The organism is Sorangium sp. So ce834 (assembly GCF_051521425.1).
In the GTDB taxonomy this organism is placed as follows: Bacteria; Myxococcota_A; Polyangia; order Polyangiales; family Polyangiaceae; genus Sorangium; species Sorangium cellulosum_D.
Genome location: NZ_CP150351.1, coordinates 8,196,840 through 8,210,505 on the forward strand (window position 1 = coordinate 8,196,840; position 13,666 = coordinate 8,210,505).

12 protein-coding genes are annotated in these 13,666 nt (G+C 70.4%); 8 read left to right on the top strand and 4 right to left on the bottom strand.

What is annotated here, in order from left to right; genetic code table 11:
• Positions 1–292: 292 nt before the first annotated feature.
• Positions 293–1,324: a synaptic vesicle VAT-1 family membrane protein gene (locus tag WMF20_RS29750; RefSeq protein ID WP_437605277.1), complete on the bottom strand. Its 1,032-nt coding sequence runs from the start codon at positions 1,322–1,324 to the stop codon at positions 293–295.
• Positions 1,325–1,601: 277 nt separating this feature from the next.
• Between WMF20_RS29750 and WMF20_RS29755 the strand changes: the two genes are divergently transcribed.
• The 8 genes from WMF20_RS29755 (at position 1,602) to WMF20_RS29790 (ending at position 9,477) form a co-directional block, all read left to right on the top strand.
• Positions 1,602–3,695 (top strand): hypothetical protein, encoded by a 2,094-nt coding sequence (locus WMF20_RS29755; protein WP_437605278.1) that lies wholly within the window; start codon positions 1,602–1,604, stop codon positions 3,693–3,695.
• A 74-nt stretch (positions 3,696–3,769) separates the two neighbouring features.
• Positions 3,770–4,582 (top strand): hypothetical protein, encoded by an 813-nt coding sequence (locus tag WMF20_RS29760; RefSeq protein WP_437605279.1) that lies wholly within the window; start codon positions 3,770–3,772, stop codon positions 4,580–4,582.
• A gap of 94 nt (positions 4,583–4,676) precedes the next feature.
• Complete coding sequence (locus WMF20_RS29765; protein WP_437605280.1) at positions 4,677–5,759, top strand: DUF2169 family type VI secretion system accessory protein; 1,083 nt, start codon at positions 4,677–4,679, stop codon at positions 5,757–5,759.
• Between the two features lie 24 nt (positions 5,760–5,783).
• Positions 5,784–6,254, top strand: coding sequence for a DUF4150 domain-containing protein (locus WMF20_RS29770; RefSeq protein WP_129577603.1), 471 nt, complete (start codon positions 5,784–5,786; stop codon positions 6,252–6,254).
• A 45-nt stretch (positions 6,255–6,299) separates the two neighbouring features.
• Positions 6,300–7,361: a hypothetical protein gene (locus WMF20_RS29775; RefSeq protein ID WP_437605281.1), complete on the top strand. Its 1,062-nt coding sequence runs from the start codon at positions 6,300–6,302 to the stop codon at positions 7,359–7,361.
• Position 7,362: 1 nt separating this feature from the next.
• Entirely contained in the window at positions 7,363–8,055 is a 693-nt protein-coding gene (locus WMF20_RS29780; protein WP_437605282.1) for an AHH domain-containing protein, read from the top strand.
• A 9-nt stretch (positions 8,056–8,064) separates the two neighbouring features.
• On the top strand, positions 8,065–8,658 hold the full coding sequence (locus tag WMF20_RS29785; protein WP_437605283.1) for an imm11 family protein: 594 nt from the start codon (positions 8,065–8,067) through the stop codon (positions 8,656–8,658).
• Between the two features lie 84 nt (positions 8,659–8,742).
• Positions 8,743–9,477, top strand: coding sequence for a hypothetical protein (locus tag WMF20_RS29790; RefSeq protein ID WP_437605284.1), 735 nt, complete (start codon positions 8,743–8,745; stop codon positions 9,475–9,477).
• Positions 9,478–9,508: 31 nt separating this feature from the next.
• On the opposite strand, the gene WMF20_RS29795 is transcribed toward WMF20_RS29790, so the two are convergent.
• The 3 genes from WMF20_RS29795 to WMF20_RS29805 are packed head-to-tail and all read right to left on the bottom strand — an operon-like array spanning position 9,509 to position 13,579.
• Positions 9,509–10,753, bottom strand: coding sequence for a TIGR02270 family protein (locus WMF20_RS29795; RefSeq protein ID WP_437605285.1), 1,245 nt, complete (start codon positions 10,751–10,753; stop codon positions 9,509–9,511).
• Complete coding sequence (locus tag WMF20_RS29800; RefSeq protein WP_437605286.1) at positions 10,750–11,385, bottom strand: DUF6484 domain-containing protein; 636 nt, start codon at positions 11,383–11,385, stop codon at positions 10,750–10,752. Before WMF20_RS29800 ends, WMF20_RS29795 begins: the two co-directional genes overlap by 4 nt.
• A gap of 55 nt (positions 11,386–11,440) precedes the next feature.
• Positions 11,441–13,579, bottom strand: a complete 2,139-nt coding sequence (locus WMF20_RS29805; RefSeq protein ID WP_437605287.1) for a type VI secretion system Vgr family protein — start codon at positions 13,577–13,579, stop codon at positions 11,441–11,443.
• Between the last annotated feature and the right edge of the window lie 87 nt (positions 13,580–13,666).

Here is a 13,666-nt window from a genome sequence, read left to right on the forward strand (position 1 = left end):
AGGGCTCCGTCCTCGCCAATCGCTCGCCTGCTGCCGTGGGTGGTGGCCTAATTTGCCCCGGAGTGATTCACATGAAGGCGGGAAGGCGGGAAGATCATTGATCTTTTCTTCCCGCCTTCCCGCCTTCATGTTCAAATTAGGCCACCACCCTCTCGACAGCCTCCAGGTTGAATTTCAATTCTCCCCGGAGCCTCTCGACAGCCGCCGGGGTGAAAATCAATTCTCCCCGGAGCCTCTCGACACCCTCCGGGCTGAAAATCAATTCTCCCCGAAGCCTCTCGACAGCCGCCGGCTACATCGTCAGCACCAGCTTGCCCACCGTCTTGCCCGACTCGATCGCCCGGTGCGCGTCCGCGGCCCGATCCAGCGGGAACGCCGTCACCAGCGGCGCCGACAGGCGACCCTCTTCCAGCCAGCCCGCGAGCCGGTCCATCGCCTCGCGCAGGATCTCCGCCTTGTGGAACAGGTACGACAGGTTGAAGGCCAGCACGCTCTTGTTGTCGTTGCAGAGATCGAGCGGGTTGAAGCGCGGCATCCGGAGGAAGTCGACCGCGAGCTTCGGGTAATTCGGGCGGCCGCCCTGCCGCGGCAGCATCGTGTGGAAGCCGTACACGACGAGCTTCCCCGCCGATGCCAGGTGCCGGTAGCTCTGCCGCAGCGTCTCGACCCCGTTCGCGTCGAGGACCACGTCGTAGCCCTCGGGCGCGTGCCGCTCCGCCGCCGCCCAGAGCGGCTCGCTGCTCTTGTCGATCACCGCGTCGGCGCCGAGGCGCCTCGCCGGCTCGACCTTGTGCGCCGCGCCCACCACGCCGACCACGCGGCAGCCGGCGATCTTGCCGAGCTGCACCAGCGCGCTGCCCACGCCGCCGGCGGCCGAGTGCACCAGCAAGACCATGCCCGGCCGCAGCCGCACCAGCTCGAACAGCGCGTAGTACGCCGTCATGAACACCGCCGGGAAGCCCGCCGCCTGCTCCGGCGTGAGCCGCGACGGCAGCGGGAAGACCTGGTGGCGCGGGACCACGACGCGCGAGGCGTAGCCGCCGAAGCGGACCACGCCGATGACGGACGCCCCCGGCGCGAGATCCGAGACGCCCTCGCCGAGCGCGGCGACCGTGCCCGCGACCTCGAAGCCGGGCGTGATGGGCCAGCCGACGTACTTCTTCGCCGACTCGTAGAGGCCCATACGAACGACGCAATCCGCGTAGTTGACGCCCGCCGCCTGCACGTCGACGAGAACCTCGCCGCGCCCGGGGACCGGGTCGGGGTGCTCCTCGACGCGGAGCTTGTCGTGGCTGCCGGGCTCGTGGACGACGATCTTGCGCATGGGCACCTGCTGGGCTGCCGTGGTCTCACCACGGATCGCGACGGCGAAAGGGACGGCGACGGAAACGGCGGCCGCGGTAGTACACCGATCGGGTTCGAGAAGGAAAGGCGCAGCGGACGCGCTCGCGACGCGCGCCGCACGGCTCGAGACGCGCTCAATACTCGCACGAGAGCGGCCCGCCCCTGGTCTCGCGGGTTCTGCTTGACAGGCCGAGGTCGCCTGGCTCTCCTGGCCGATGGCCACGTCGCGCGCACCCCCAGGTGAACCCTTGAGCCGCATGTTCCTCGCTTCCTTCCACGAGCCGCTCGAGCTGCGCTCGGCGCTCGGCGCGACGGACCTCGGCGACGGCCTCGCCGTGACCGATCCCGACGCGATCGAACGGCACGTGCGGCTGCTCCTCGAGGACCCCTCCAACCGCTACCGGCTGCTGCGCGCGCTCGAGGACGACGCGCTGGAGCTCGCCTTCCCGCCCGACGATCACCAGCTCTGCCTGCTGGTGACGCGGCGCCTGTCGATGGGCACGCTGGTCCTGGTCCGCCGGCGCGAGCTCTCACGCGAGATCGCGCGCCTCGACTCGTCGCCGGCCCAGAACGGCGAGCGCCAGGCGGCCACGGAGGAGAAGCCGCCCGAGGCGAAGCCGAAGGAGGCCGAGGCCAAGGTCCGCGACTGGAAGATCGAGTGCAAGCACCACGCGGCCGGCTCTCGCCCCTTCTTCGAGCGCGGCGCGCTGATCCAGGTCGTCCCCGACAAGGGCAAGACCAAGGATTCGGTCACGGTCCACTGGCGCGACGACTACCTCGGCAGCATGCCCCCCTCGCTCCCGCTCACCACGTCCGGACACCCGGAGGCCAAGGCGAGCCAGTCCGGCGCGAGCGCGGGGTACACGGCGTACAAGGGCGAGGTCGCGTACCTCGGCGAGCTGAACGAGCTGCGCTTCCCCTTCCCCCCCTTCTGGCGGGCGCTGAACGAGAAGACGTCGTACACGTTCGGGGCGGGGCCGCGGCCGGTCAGCGTCGAGGTCTACAATCCGCGGCAGTTCAAGCTGGAGCTCAAGTTCCCTCCGCTGGAGAGCTTCAAGGCAGGCTACAAGTACACCGCCTCGTCGCGGTCGATCGAGGGAGATTCGCTGTCGAAGCTCTTGATGACCAAGAAGAAGACGGTCAAGGAGAAGCTCGAGGTCAGCGCGGAGGGCTGGAAGCCGTCGACCTTGAAGATCGCCTCGAGCTCGTCGTCGCACACCACGACCACGACCGGCGGGAAGACGACGCAGAAGCACGAGCCCGAGTCCGAGACGAGCACGAAGCTCGCCGACGCGATCGTGCTGAGCCGCGACGGCGGGGCGCTGTCGATCGACGCCGCGAAGGTCGTGGGGAGCCTCCTCGAGTTCATCAAGGAGGGGCTCGGCATCATCAAGACGATCAAGAGCTACGCGCCGCAGGTCGGCTGGTATGTCGATCTCGAGATCCAGGTGATGCAGGGCGGGCTCGCGGCGGAGTGGTATTGGCAGGAGTGGCAGGATCACCGCGTCTTCCGCTACATCGACGTCAAGGCCGCGCTCGACATCTTCAGCATCACGTTCGAGATCGGCGTGGGCGTCAGCGCCTACAGCTTCAAGCTCCAGGTCTTCGGCCAGGTCTCGGGCTCGCTCGGGGTCGAGGTGAGCGGCACCCGGTACAAGCCCGACGGCGCGCCGGGGGCCGCGCTGCAGGGCAAGGGCAGCATCGGCGGCGCCCTCGGCGCGCGGGCGGAGGCGGGCTATTTCTTCAAGTTCAACGCGAAGATGGAGACCGCGCTCGAGGTCGATCTGACGCTCGGCATCAACCAGCCGAACCGCTCGCAGATCGTCAGCATCGACGGCGGGTTCGTGTGGACGGGCATCGAGTGCACCGCGACGGGCTCGGTCGGGATGTGGGGCATCGGCGGCACAAAGAAGTGGAAGGGCACGCTGGTCCCGAAGAGCGAGCGGCTCCACGTCGAGTGGCCCAGCCCGAAGGAGTACAAGCCGCCGTTCATGAGCCGCGACGCGATCAAGGCGGTGCTGGCCAAGGTGCTCTCGAACAGCTGGGATATCCGGGTCTTCACGCCGTCCGGGAGCGCGTTCGTCGCGGACAAGGCGTGGACCGTCGACGAGATCGCCGGCGCGCTCGCGGCGCGCGTCGAGCGCGACCGCGCGTTCCACCGCACGCCCGAGATGGTCGACGCGCTCGCGAACGCCGTCCGCCAGGATCTCGACGCGCTCGGCGACCGCTGGGGGCGCGACTGGATCGAGGCCGATCGGTTCAAGGCGTACCTCGATGGCGCGATCGACGGCCGCAGCCTCCAGAAGCACCTGGACGACGGCGCGAGCCCGCTCCGGAAGCTCGCCGGCTGAGCCCGCCGGGGCGCGGGGCGACAGGGCACGACGCGGTAGAGGCCCGTTCGAACGATAAGTTAACCTAACTAACGATGAGCTTTCCCATCTACCACCTCGAGACGAAGGCGGAGCGGTGCCGGGTGCGCGTGCGGCTGAACGACGTGCCCGTCGTGGAGCTCACGGCCGAGGGCGAGCAGCCCGAGTGGTTCGCGCCGCCGATCAACCTGTACCTCGTCGCGGGCGCGAACCGGCTCGACGTGGAGGTCTCTCCGCTGCCGCGCGACGACGGCTCCCCCGGCGACCTCCGGGGCGTGGAGCTCGAGGGCGCGGTGCGCGTCTACGGCAAGGGCGACGCGGTGGCGCCGGGCGAGGGGCCGGTGGTGCTCGAGATCGCCGTGATGCGCGAGCTCACCCGGCGGATGCAGACCGCGGACGAGCGCGGCGAGGAGCTTCCGATCCCGCAGGCGTTCCGCTTCGCGTTCGACGGCGCGGGGCCGGACTTCACGGCCGAGCTGACCGGCGGCGAGCCCGTGCCGGACGAGGAGGCGCTGCGCGACTATGCGATCCGGCTGCGCGACCTCGCGCGCGCGGGCGACGTGGACGGGCTCGTGGCCGAGATGGAGCCGAAGGTGCGGGCGTACGCGGCGGCTTACGACGACGACGCGGGCGCCATCCGGGCGAGCCTGCGCGGCGTCCTGCAGGCCGACTACGCGCCGCGGGGGTTCGTGACGGACTTCGAGCGCGAGGACGTGGAGCTCGCGCCCTGCGCGGGGGAGAGGCTCTGCGAGCTGCGGCGGCCCGGAGGGGAGCCGCTGCTGGAGACGCCGCCGGACGCGGACGAGAGCACGTTGCAGATACCGATCGTGGTCGGCAGCCGCGGCGGCGCGCTGCGGGTGGTGCGGTGAGAACAGCGGGGGCGAGCGCGCGTCGAGGCGAGCGGCGGCAGGCGCGCGCTGAGGCTATTGCGCCGTTCCGGCCGATCGGAGATCCTGCCGTCTGATGGGGCATCCCGCGGTCGACAACCAGACGCCGTGGGCCATGGAGCCCCTCTTCCTCGCCGACGAGGAGGGCCGCCCGCTGCTCGTCGTGCTGGTCCAGGCGACGTTCACGCTGCACGCCGTGCGCGGCCTCGAGCGCGCCGAGCAGCAGCCGCCGCCGAGCCTCGCCGGGGAGCTCTGGGGCGCAGACGCCGCCACGTCGAGCTACCGGTTCGAACCGGCGTTCGCCTTCTTCAAGCCCGCCACGGATGTGGTCCTGGTCGGCCACGCGCAGGCGCCGCGCCATGCCGTCCCGGAGCTCCAGGTGGTGTTCCGCGTCGGCCCGGTCGGGAAGGCGGTGCGGGTGTTCGGGGATCGGGCGTGGGTTCGGAGCGGTGGAGCGCTGGTCGCGTCGCGACCGCGGCCGTTCGACCGGATCCCGCTCAGCTACGAGCACGCCTTCGGCGGCTGGGACGTTGGCCACCCCGATGCGGAGAGGCGCGCGTTCGAGCCGCGGAACCCCGTCGGGATGGGCTTCCGCGCGCCGGACGCGGCCGTCGAGGAGGGGCTCCGCCTGCCGAACATCGAGGATCCGGACGAGCCCCTGCAGCGCTACGGTCAGGCGGTCGCGCCGGCGGGCGTGGGGTTCGTCTCGCCGGACTGGCAGCCCCGGGCCGCGCTGGCCGGCACCTACGACGAGGCGTGGTCGAAGGAGCGGATGCCGCTCCTGCCCAGGGACTTCGATCGTCGGTTCTTCAATGCGGCATCGAAGGGGCTCGTCGCGCCGGGGTACCTGAGGGGCGACGAGCCGGTGCTGGTGGAGAACGCGTCGCCGCTCGGGAGGCTCTCGTTCCGGCTGCCAGGGCTCGTCGCGCCCGGGTGCCGGGTGGGGCTCGCGCGGCGGGACGATGCGCAGGTGGAGCTCCGGCTGGACACGGTGATCGTGGACACGGATGTCGATCGCGTGCTGCTGCAGTACCGAGGGCACGTCGCGCTGCAGGACGGGCCGCACGACGTGCGCGCGATCGCGATCGAGGAAGATCTGGGCATCGTCCGGCGACAGGTCCCCTCGGGGTGGTCCAGAGAGCGGGCGCGGCCTCAGTGAGGCTTTCGTCGTGAGGAGATGGCGATGGGCGTGACGGTCGGCGTGAACATGATGTCGGTGGTCCACGCGAAGAGCAGCGGGATCACGATGGCGTTCCCGGACGTGTGCAAGACCCCGGCGCCGCCAGCGCCGCCCGTGCCGATCCCTTACCCGAACGTCGCCAAGAGCGGCGACACGTCCAAGGGCACGAAGAAGGTGAAGTGCGACGGGGAGTCGGTCTGCGTCAAGGACTCGAACTTCAGCACGAGCACCGGCGACGAGGCCGGCTCGCTCGGCGGGATCGTGTCGGGCAAGACCAAGGGGAAGGCGGAGTTCGTGAACTTCTCGTTCGACGTGAAGTTCGAGGGGAAGAACGTGGCGCGGGCGCTCGACCTGATGCTGCACAACGACAAGAACACGCCGCCGTTCCCGGTGGTGCAGGGGCCCGTGGTGGTGGTCCTGCCGGCGGGGCAGTCGCCGAAGCGGGAGTGCGCCGTGTGCGAGAAGGAATACTGAGACAGGGATCGGCGACCGATGGGGTACCACGCCGCGGCGGCGATCATGGGTTCCGGAGCGTGCACCTCGCTGGGCGGCGCGGAGCGCGCGGCCGCAGCGATGCGGGCCGCGATCAACCGCGGCCACGAGATGCCGGACTGGCCCTACAACGACGACGCGACCAACACGGAAGCTCTCCTCGTCGGCCATCCCGCCTCCGGGGTCACCGACGGATTCGAGGGGCTCGGCCGGCTCGTCCGCCTGGGCGCCGCCGCGCTCATGGACCTTCGCCCGCTCCTCGAGGAGCGAGGCCTCTCCTCGCGCCGCTCCGGCCTCTTCGTCGCGCTCGCCCCCCGCGACGCGGCCGCGGAGCGCGGGCTGGACGACGATGGAGAGGAGCCCACATCCGCCTTCGCGTCATGGGCGGAGCGCTTCGCGCAGCGTTGCTGCGAGCAGAGCGGCATCCCGGCGGCCCCCGAGCAGCGGAGCTACTTCGCCGGGCGGTACGGCTTCGCCCGCGCCCTCGCCGCGGCCATCGACGCGCTCCGCGGACAGCGGCTGGATCATTGCCTGGTGGGGGCGTGCGACAGCGAGCTCGATCCGGACCGCATCGATGCAGGCCTGAGCTCAGGCCGGATCAAGACGGCCGACAACCCGGCCGGCTACGCGCCCGGCGAGGCGGCCGTCTTTCTGCTCATCGAGCGCGCCACGGCGAGCCCGCGCGGGCGGCCGCCTGAGTCGCTGCTGCTCCCCCCCTCGTTCGCCGAGAGGGCGGACGCCGCGGTCGGGGTCGCGCTCGCGCGGGCGCTGACCGCTGCCCTGGGAGACGAGGGAGGCGAGGAGGCCCGAACGGGGACCGCCTACGTCGATCTCAACGGTGAGGAGCCCCGCGCCGCGGAGTGGGGCCACGCGCTGGCGCGCCTCCACGGGCGCTCGGCGCTGCACGCATGGCGGCACGTCTTCCCGGCGGCGTCGTTCGGGGAGACGGGCGCGGCGGCAGGGGCGCTCGCGACGTGCGTGGCTGGCCGCGGGCTCTCCCGCGGCTACGCAGGGCGGCAGGCGCTCGTCGTCCTCTCGGACCGCGAGGGCTGCGCTGCAGTACGGATGTTGGTTCCGGAGACGCGCTGACATGAGCCAAGACGCACACGCGGACAAACTCGCCAAGAACAAGGCCGTCCTCGGTCGCCAGGGGAACAAGCACCGGGAGAACGGCCACAGCCACATCAGCGGCAACGGCGGCAAGCGCGCGGTCTACGACGATCTGATGACGATCCGGCGCGGGCTGAGGATGCACAAACCGAAGCCGATCGTGCCCAAGGACAAGAGCGTGCAGCCGTGGAGCGACCAGCACGCGGAGGGGTACACCTTCAAGCATTTCAAGGCCGCTGGCGCCAATACGCCCTACAGGAACCAGGCGCAGCACATGATTCCGGTCGAGTTCTTCAGCGTCAAGAGCATCGGCGCGGACGAGCTCGCCGTCATGCAGAAGGTCGACTACGACATCAACAACGGCGAGAACATCATCTTCTTGCCGGAGCACGCGGGCAAGGTCGTCATCCACCGGCTGCCCAACCACTGCGGGTCGCACCCCGTCTACAACCGGGTCGTCAAGACCGAGGCGGCGAGGCTCCGGCAGCGGCTGCAAAAGGCGATCGACAAGGACAAGGACCACACGGAGTGGAACCCGCCCGAAGACATCCCCGCTGAGCTCAAGAGCCTGCAAAAGTCGCTCTGGAACCTCACGGTGCGGATGGTCGGGGTCGGCCTCTCGAACATCAACGAGCTCGAGAAAGGAAAGCTCGCTCCGAGCGCGGGGAGCTGAGCGCCGGAGATGCGCTTCTACGTCTGGACCTATTCGGAAGCCGACCCTTCGCTCGCGTGGATCGACGAGCTCCCCGACGGCATCGCCGAGAAAGGCTACCTGCTGAACGAGGGGGCGCCGTGCGCTGGCTGGTTCCCCGCGGACGCGGCGCTCGGGATCTCCGACGAGTACGGCATCAAGCTGCCGGACGCCATCCCGAACACCGCCCTGATCCATGTGGTCTCCGACAAGCTCCGCAAGACCCTGGATGAGCGCTCCGGGGCGTCGATCGAGTTCCTGCCCGTGAGGATCCTCGACAAGAAGCGGCGGCCCGACAAGCGGACGTACCAGGTCATGAACCTGCTGGGGAGCGTCGCGTGCCTGGACAGGTCTCGCTCCGATTTCGACGCGAGCCATATCGTGAAGGACCAAGTGGCGCGCTTCAGGACGCTGGTGCTGGACGAGGCCCGGATCGGCCCTCACGCAAAGCTGTTCCGCCTGGCCGACATGCCGGATCTCGTCCTCATCCGCGAAGACCTGGCGGCCGAGATCCAGGCCGCGATGTGCACCGGCATGACGTTCCAGCGCGTCGAGGACTACGGGAGCGAGTACAGGGACCTCTAGCTTCCTCCGAGACAGGGGGACCTGCCGATCCAGGCGGGCCGTGAGCGGATCGGTCCTCCTGGCGCCGAGATCGGAACCAGACACATGCGGGTACGCCTGGTCAGAGAAAACGCGCTGTTCCTGCTCGATGAGGCTTCGGAGCGGCTGGCGCTCGAAAACCCGCCGGCGGTCACGCTGGAGCTGCTCCATGAGGCCTCGCGGCTCCACCTCCTCGCCGCATTGAGCAGCCTGCTGTCGGAGGCGGACACGCGCGAGTTCCGGGATCGGCTGCTCCAGGCTGGCGAGGCGCGCGCGCAGCTGCTTGCGTTGGCTCGACAGCAGGCGCTCCGCCGGCATCGCCTCCGCTGCGCCAGCCTGCTGGATCCGCTCTTCGGCTGCGTCGCCATCGGCGCCACGGACGTGGCGCGACGCATCGCGGAGCTCGCACCGCAGCAGCCGATCGAAGGCGAAGAGTACGAGGACGATTTCTGGTACGCCCACGCCCTGCACGGCCTGGTGCGCGGGGCGGCGAGCGAGCTCCCCGCCGCGATCGAGCGGTTCGAGGGAGCGCTGGAGGGGCTGCTCGCTCCGCGCCTGCTGGCGCTCAGGGGGCTCTCGGGCCGGGATCAGGGATGCTTCGATGCAGGGATCGAGCAGATGATCGAAGAGCGCGGAGAGACCTTCGAACGCAAGCGGGGGACGCTCGTGCGCGATGCGATGGGCTACGCGACCGAGCGGCACATCTTCCTGGAAGGGGCGGCGCTCTTGGTCCTGGCTGAGACGGTCGGCCTCGAGACGCGGCGAGAGTACCGCTTCATCCCGCGCATCGCGCGGAGCTGAAGAGAACGCGCCGAGATCGCTCCAGCGCCCCTCATCGACGATGGAGCTCGTGCCACGCGGGCGCCCTCACCTCCTGCACGCCTCGCCGCGCGCCGCGCAGGCCGAGCTCCACCGCCGCCGCCGCCCTCGCCGGCTGGCTCCCCCGCTTCAGCACTTCCTCGAGCCACGCCACCTCCATCGGCCTCCCCAAGAGGTACCGCGTCCCCCGCTTCAGCTCCCTCCCCCGGCCCCCCCACCACGCCGCGATCTTCTCCCGATCCGGCCACGGCAAGCTCTCGTCCGGATCCATCGCGACGTCCTCGTCGTCCGGATCGTCGCTCGGCCCGCTCCGGAACCCCGCCGGCGGCGCCCCCCGCAGCTTCGCCTCCTCGAGCCCAACGCCGGTGATCATCGTGAACGCCCCGCCCGCCATCCGCGCGAGCTCCGGCGTCCCCATGCACTCGAGGACCCACGGCATCAGCGCGGGATCCCCGAGCGCCGCCGCCCCCGCGAGCGCCGCGCGCGCCCCCCGCGGCGCCCCGGCGAGCGCGCGCAGCCACGTCGACGCCACCGCCGGATCCATCCGCCGCATCGTCATCGCGCACGCCCGCTCCGCGAACGGCCCGCCGCGATCCACGATGGCCCCGAGCACCCGCGGCGCCGCCGCGTCGCCGAGCACCGCCGCCGACCACGCCGCCGCGAAGCGGCACGCCTCGTCCTCGCTGCCCAGCGCGCCCCGCACCTCGTCCAGGAGATCCGCCCGCCCGAGCTCGCCCACGGCGCGCAGCGCCCTGGCCCTGAGGCGCAGATCGCTCGACGTCACCGCGTATCCCAGCGCCGCCCCGGGATCCTGCCGCTGCACCGCGCACGCCGCGATCCCGATCGCGTACAGCTCCGGCCCGACCCGGTGAGACAAAAGCCCCGGAAGGATCGACCGCGCCTTCGAGAACGACACCCAGCCGAGCGCCGACACCAGCGCCCGCGCGAGCGCCGGAGCGGCCCCGCCCACGTCGAGCACCTCGGCGATGCCCTTCAGATCCCGCCGCTCGACCGCGAGCACCATGGGCGCGAACAGGCTCCCCGGCTCCTCCTCGTCGATGGCCGCCCTGCAGATCTCCCACCCCGCGTCGCCCGCGAGCCGGAGGCCATCGACGTGCGCCTCCAGGCGCTCGTCGAGCTCACCGAGGCTCTCGAGATCATACAGCGGGTCCAGCACCGCCGCGTCCCGGTACGACCACAGGAACGCCGCCTCGGAGGCGTGCTGCTCGACAACGTCGGCGTCGATCGTCGAGATCAATTGATCTGCACCGAGCCGCCCTGGATCCGGTTCACCCCGGAGGACCGCGTGAGCAAATAAGCGCCGCGAATCAGGATCTTGCCGGCCCGCGTCAGCGTGATGCTGGCCTTCCCGCACTGGAGCACGATCTCCTTCTCCGCGGTGAGCACCAGCCGCTCGCCGTCCGCCGTCGCCGTCGCGCCGTCGCGCCTCGCCGCGCTCGCGCCGTCCCCCGCCGCGTGCATCCGCCCCATCACCACCGGCCTGTCGCGCCGACCGCCCTCGAACAGCAGCGCGACCTCCCGCCCCTCGTCCTCCGGCCCGAGCGCCGTCATCGAGCGCGCAGGGACGCCCCCGCCGCCTCCCAGGACGGCCGCCTCGACGAGCGGATCGCCGTTCTGCCCGAACCCCACGATCCGCCCCACCACGACCCCGTCGATCGGCCCGGCCTTCGCGGCCTCCGCCGCGGCGCGCTCCTCGTGCGCCGCGACAACGAGCTCGAGCAGCCCCTCCGCGCCCTCGAGCGCGTCCGCCTCACCCGCCGCCCCGTCCGCCCCCGCCTCGCCGGAGGCCGCCGCCTCGCCGCCCTCCTCCTCGATCAGGATCACCTCGCCGCCCTGCTCCGCCGCCGGCGCCCGCCCATCGTCCCTCATCGCCCTGCTCCTCCGCTCCCGCTCGCCTCGAAGCGCCCGCGATCCCTTGCCCGCCTCAGTTCACCCCGACGTTGCTCCCCTTGATCTTCACGTTCCCCGAGGCCTCGACGTTCACGGCCCCCTCGCTCTTCACGTCGAGCTTCTTCCCCTCGACCCGGACCGGGCCCTCGCCCTTCACCGTGATCTTCTTCCCCTGCACGGTGACGTTGCCGTTCTTCTCGATCGTGATCGTGGCGTCCCCGCACTGGATCGCGAGCTTCTCGCCGATGATCATCGTCTTCTTCTCCTTCACGTCCTCCTTCGCGCTCTTCCCGATGGTCACCGTCATGTCCTTGCCCACCGTCAGGGTGTAGCCCTCGTCCACGCTCGTCGACTTGCCCTTGGCGACGCTCTCCGAGCTCGATCCCCCCACGGACTCGCTCTTGTTCTCGCCGATCGACGCGCTCTGGCCCTTGCCCACGTCGATCGACTGGCTCCCCGACACCGACTCCGTGTGATCCCCGCCCACGCTCACGGCCCTGTCGCCGCCGACCGAGAGGGTCTCGTCCTCGCCGATCGTCTCGGTGTGGGTCTTCGCGACGTCGATGCTCTTGTGGCCGCCGATCTCCTCGCTCTGATCGTTCCCCACCACCTTGCTCCGGTCGTGGGCGACATCGAGCATCTCGTCGTTCCCGATCCACTGCTTCTTGTCGTGCTCGATCGCGATGTTCCAGTCCTTCTGGCCGTGCAGGAAGATCTCCTCTGAGCCCTTCTTGTCCTCGAACCGGAGCTCGTTGAACCCGCCGCCCCCCGTCGAGCTGTTCGACTTGAGGGTGCTCTTCGTCTTCTCCGCAGGGAGCGCGTACGGCGGCACGTTGGTGCCGTGATAGACGCTCCCCACCACGAGCGGCCGGTCCGGATCGCCCTCCAGGAAATCGACCACCACCTCATGGCCGATCCGCGGCAGAAACACCGCGCCCCACGCGGCGCCGGCCCAGACCTGGCTCACGCGGATCCAGCACGAGCTCTGGCCGTCCTTCTTGCCCTCCCGGTCCCAGTGGAACTGGACCTTGATGCGGCCGTGCTCGTCCGTATAGACCTCCTCGCCAGGAGGACCGACCACGATCGCCGTCTGGATCCCCTTGATCGTCGGCCACGGCGTCACCGACGGCGGACGGTAAGGGACGTCGGAAGGGATGACCTGAAACCGGTTCCCGTACGCCGGGACGTCGCTGTCGGTGACGGCGTCCACCACCGGCTCGTGGCCGTGATGGTGCACGGAGACGAGCAGATACTCGCGGTTGAAGGCGTCGCGGCCGTGCTCCGCGAGCGTGAAGGTCTGGCCCGGGACGAAGCGCGGACAGACGCTCTCGCCGCTGCCCGTCCTGCGCGAGGTCTGGAGCTGCTCGAGCCGGATCTTGGCGAGGCTCGAGCCCGCGCCGGGCGCGTCGTAGTCGCCCGGATAATCGTAGACCTCGAGGTCGTCGTCCGCGTCCGCCTGGGCGTTGCTCTCGAGCGACAGGCCGGGCTTCTTGAAGTTGTAGTCGCGCAGCGTCACCTTCCCCGACCGCACCCGCTCGACGTACCGGAAACGGGAGACGTGCTCGCCCTGGAACAGCGCGCCGAGCTGCGGCCGGAACACGACGGTGCCCGCCCCCGCGATCGGCCCGTGCGCAGAGGGGCTGTCGGCGAACACGAGCACGTGGCCGCCCTCGCCGTGCTCGAAGTAGTAACAGATGCCCTCCTCCTCGAGCAGCCGCGAGACGAAGGCGAAGTCGCTCTCCCGGTACTGCACGCAGTACTCCCGCGCGCGGTAAACCCCGCTCAGCAAGAAGCGGTAGCCCTCGCCCGGGATCCCGGCCGCGCGCAGCACCTTCTCGATGATCTCCGGGGCGGTGAGCGCCTGGTAGATCCGGCTGTTCCGGCGGTGCTTGAGGCGCGCGACGTCGGGCACGATCGTGGCGTGATAGGCCGTGAGCCGCTTCCCCTCCTCGCCCTGCTCGAAGCTCGCGACCACGCCGTGGACGAACCGGGGCTGCTCGCCGATCTGAAAGGTGAGCAGCGCCGGCTTGCCCACGACGTCCGTGAACGCGATGTCCTTCTCCGGCGAGGCGACGAGGACATCGAAGTGGAAGAGCTCGGAGATGCCCTCGCGCCCCTCGAACTGCGTCACACGGAGCTCGTGCTCCAGTCCGTCGACCTGAAACAAGTGCATGGACTCTCCCTTGAGCAGACTCGAGCCGAGCGGATGCGCGGACGGACCGCGGGCAGCATTCAGCCGGATGCCATCCTACGTGCGACG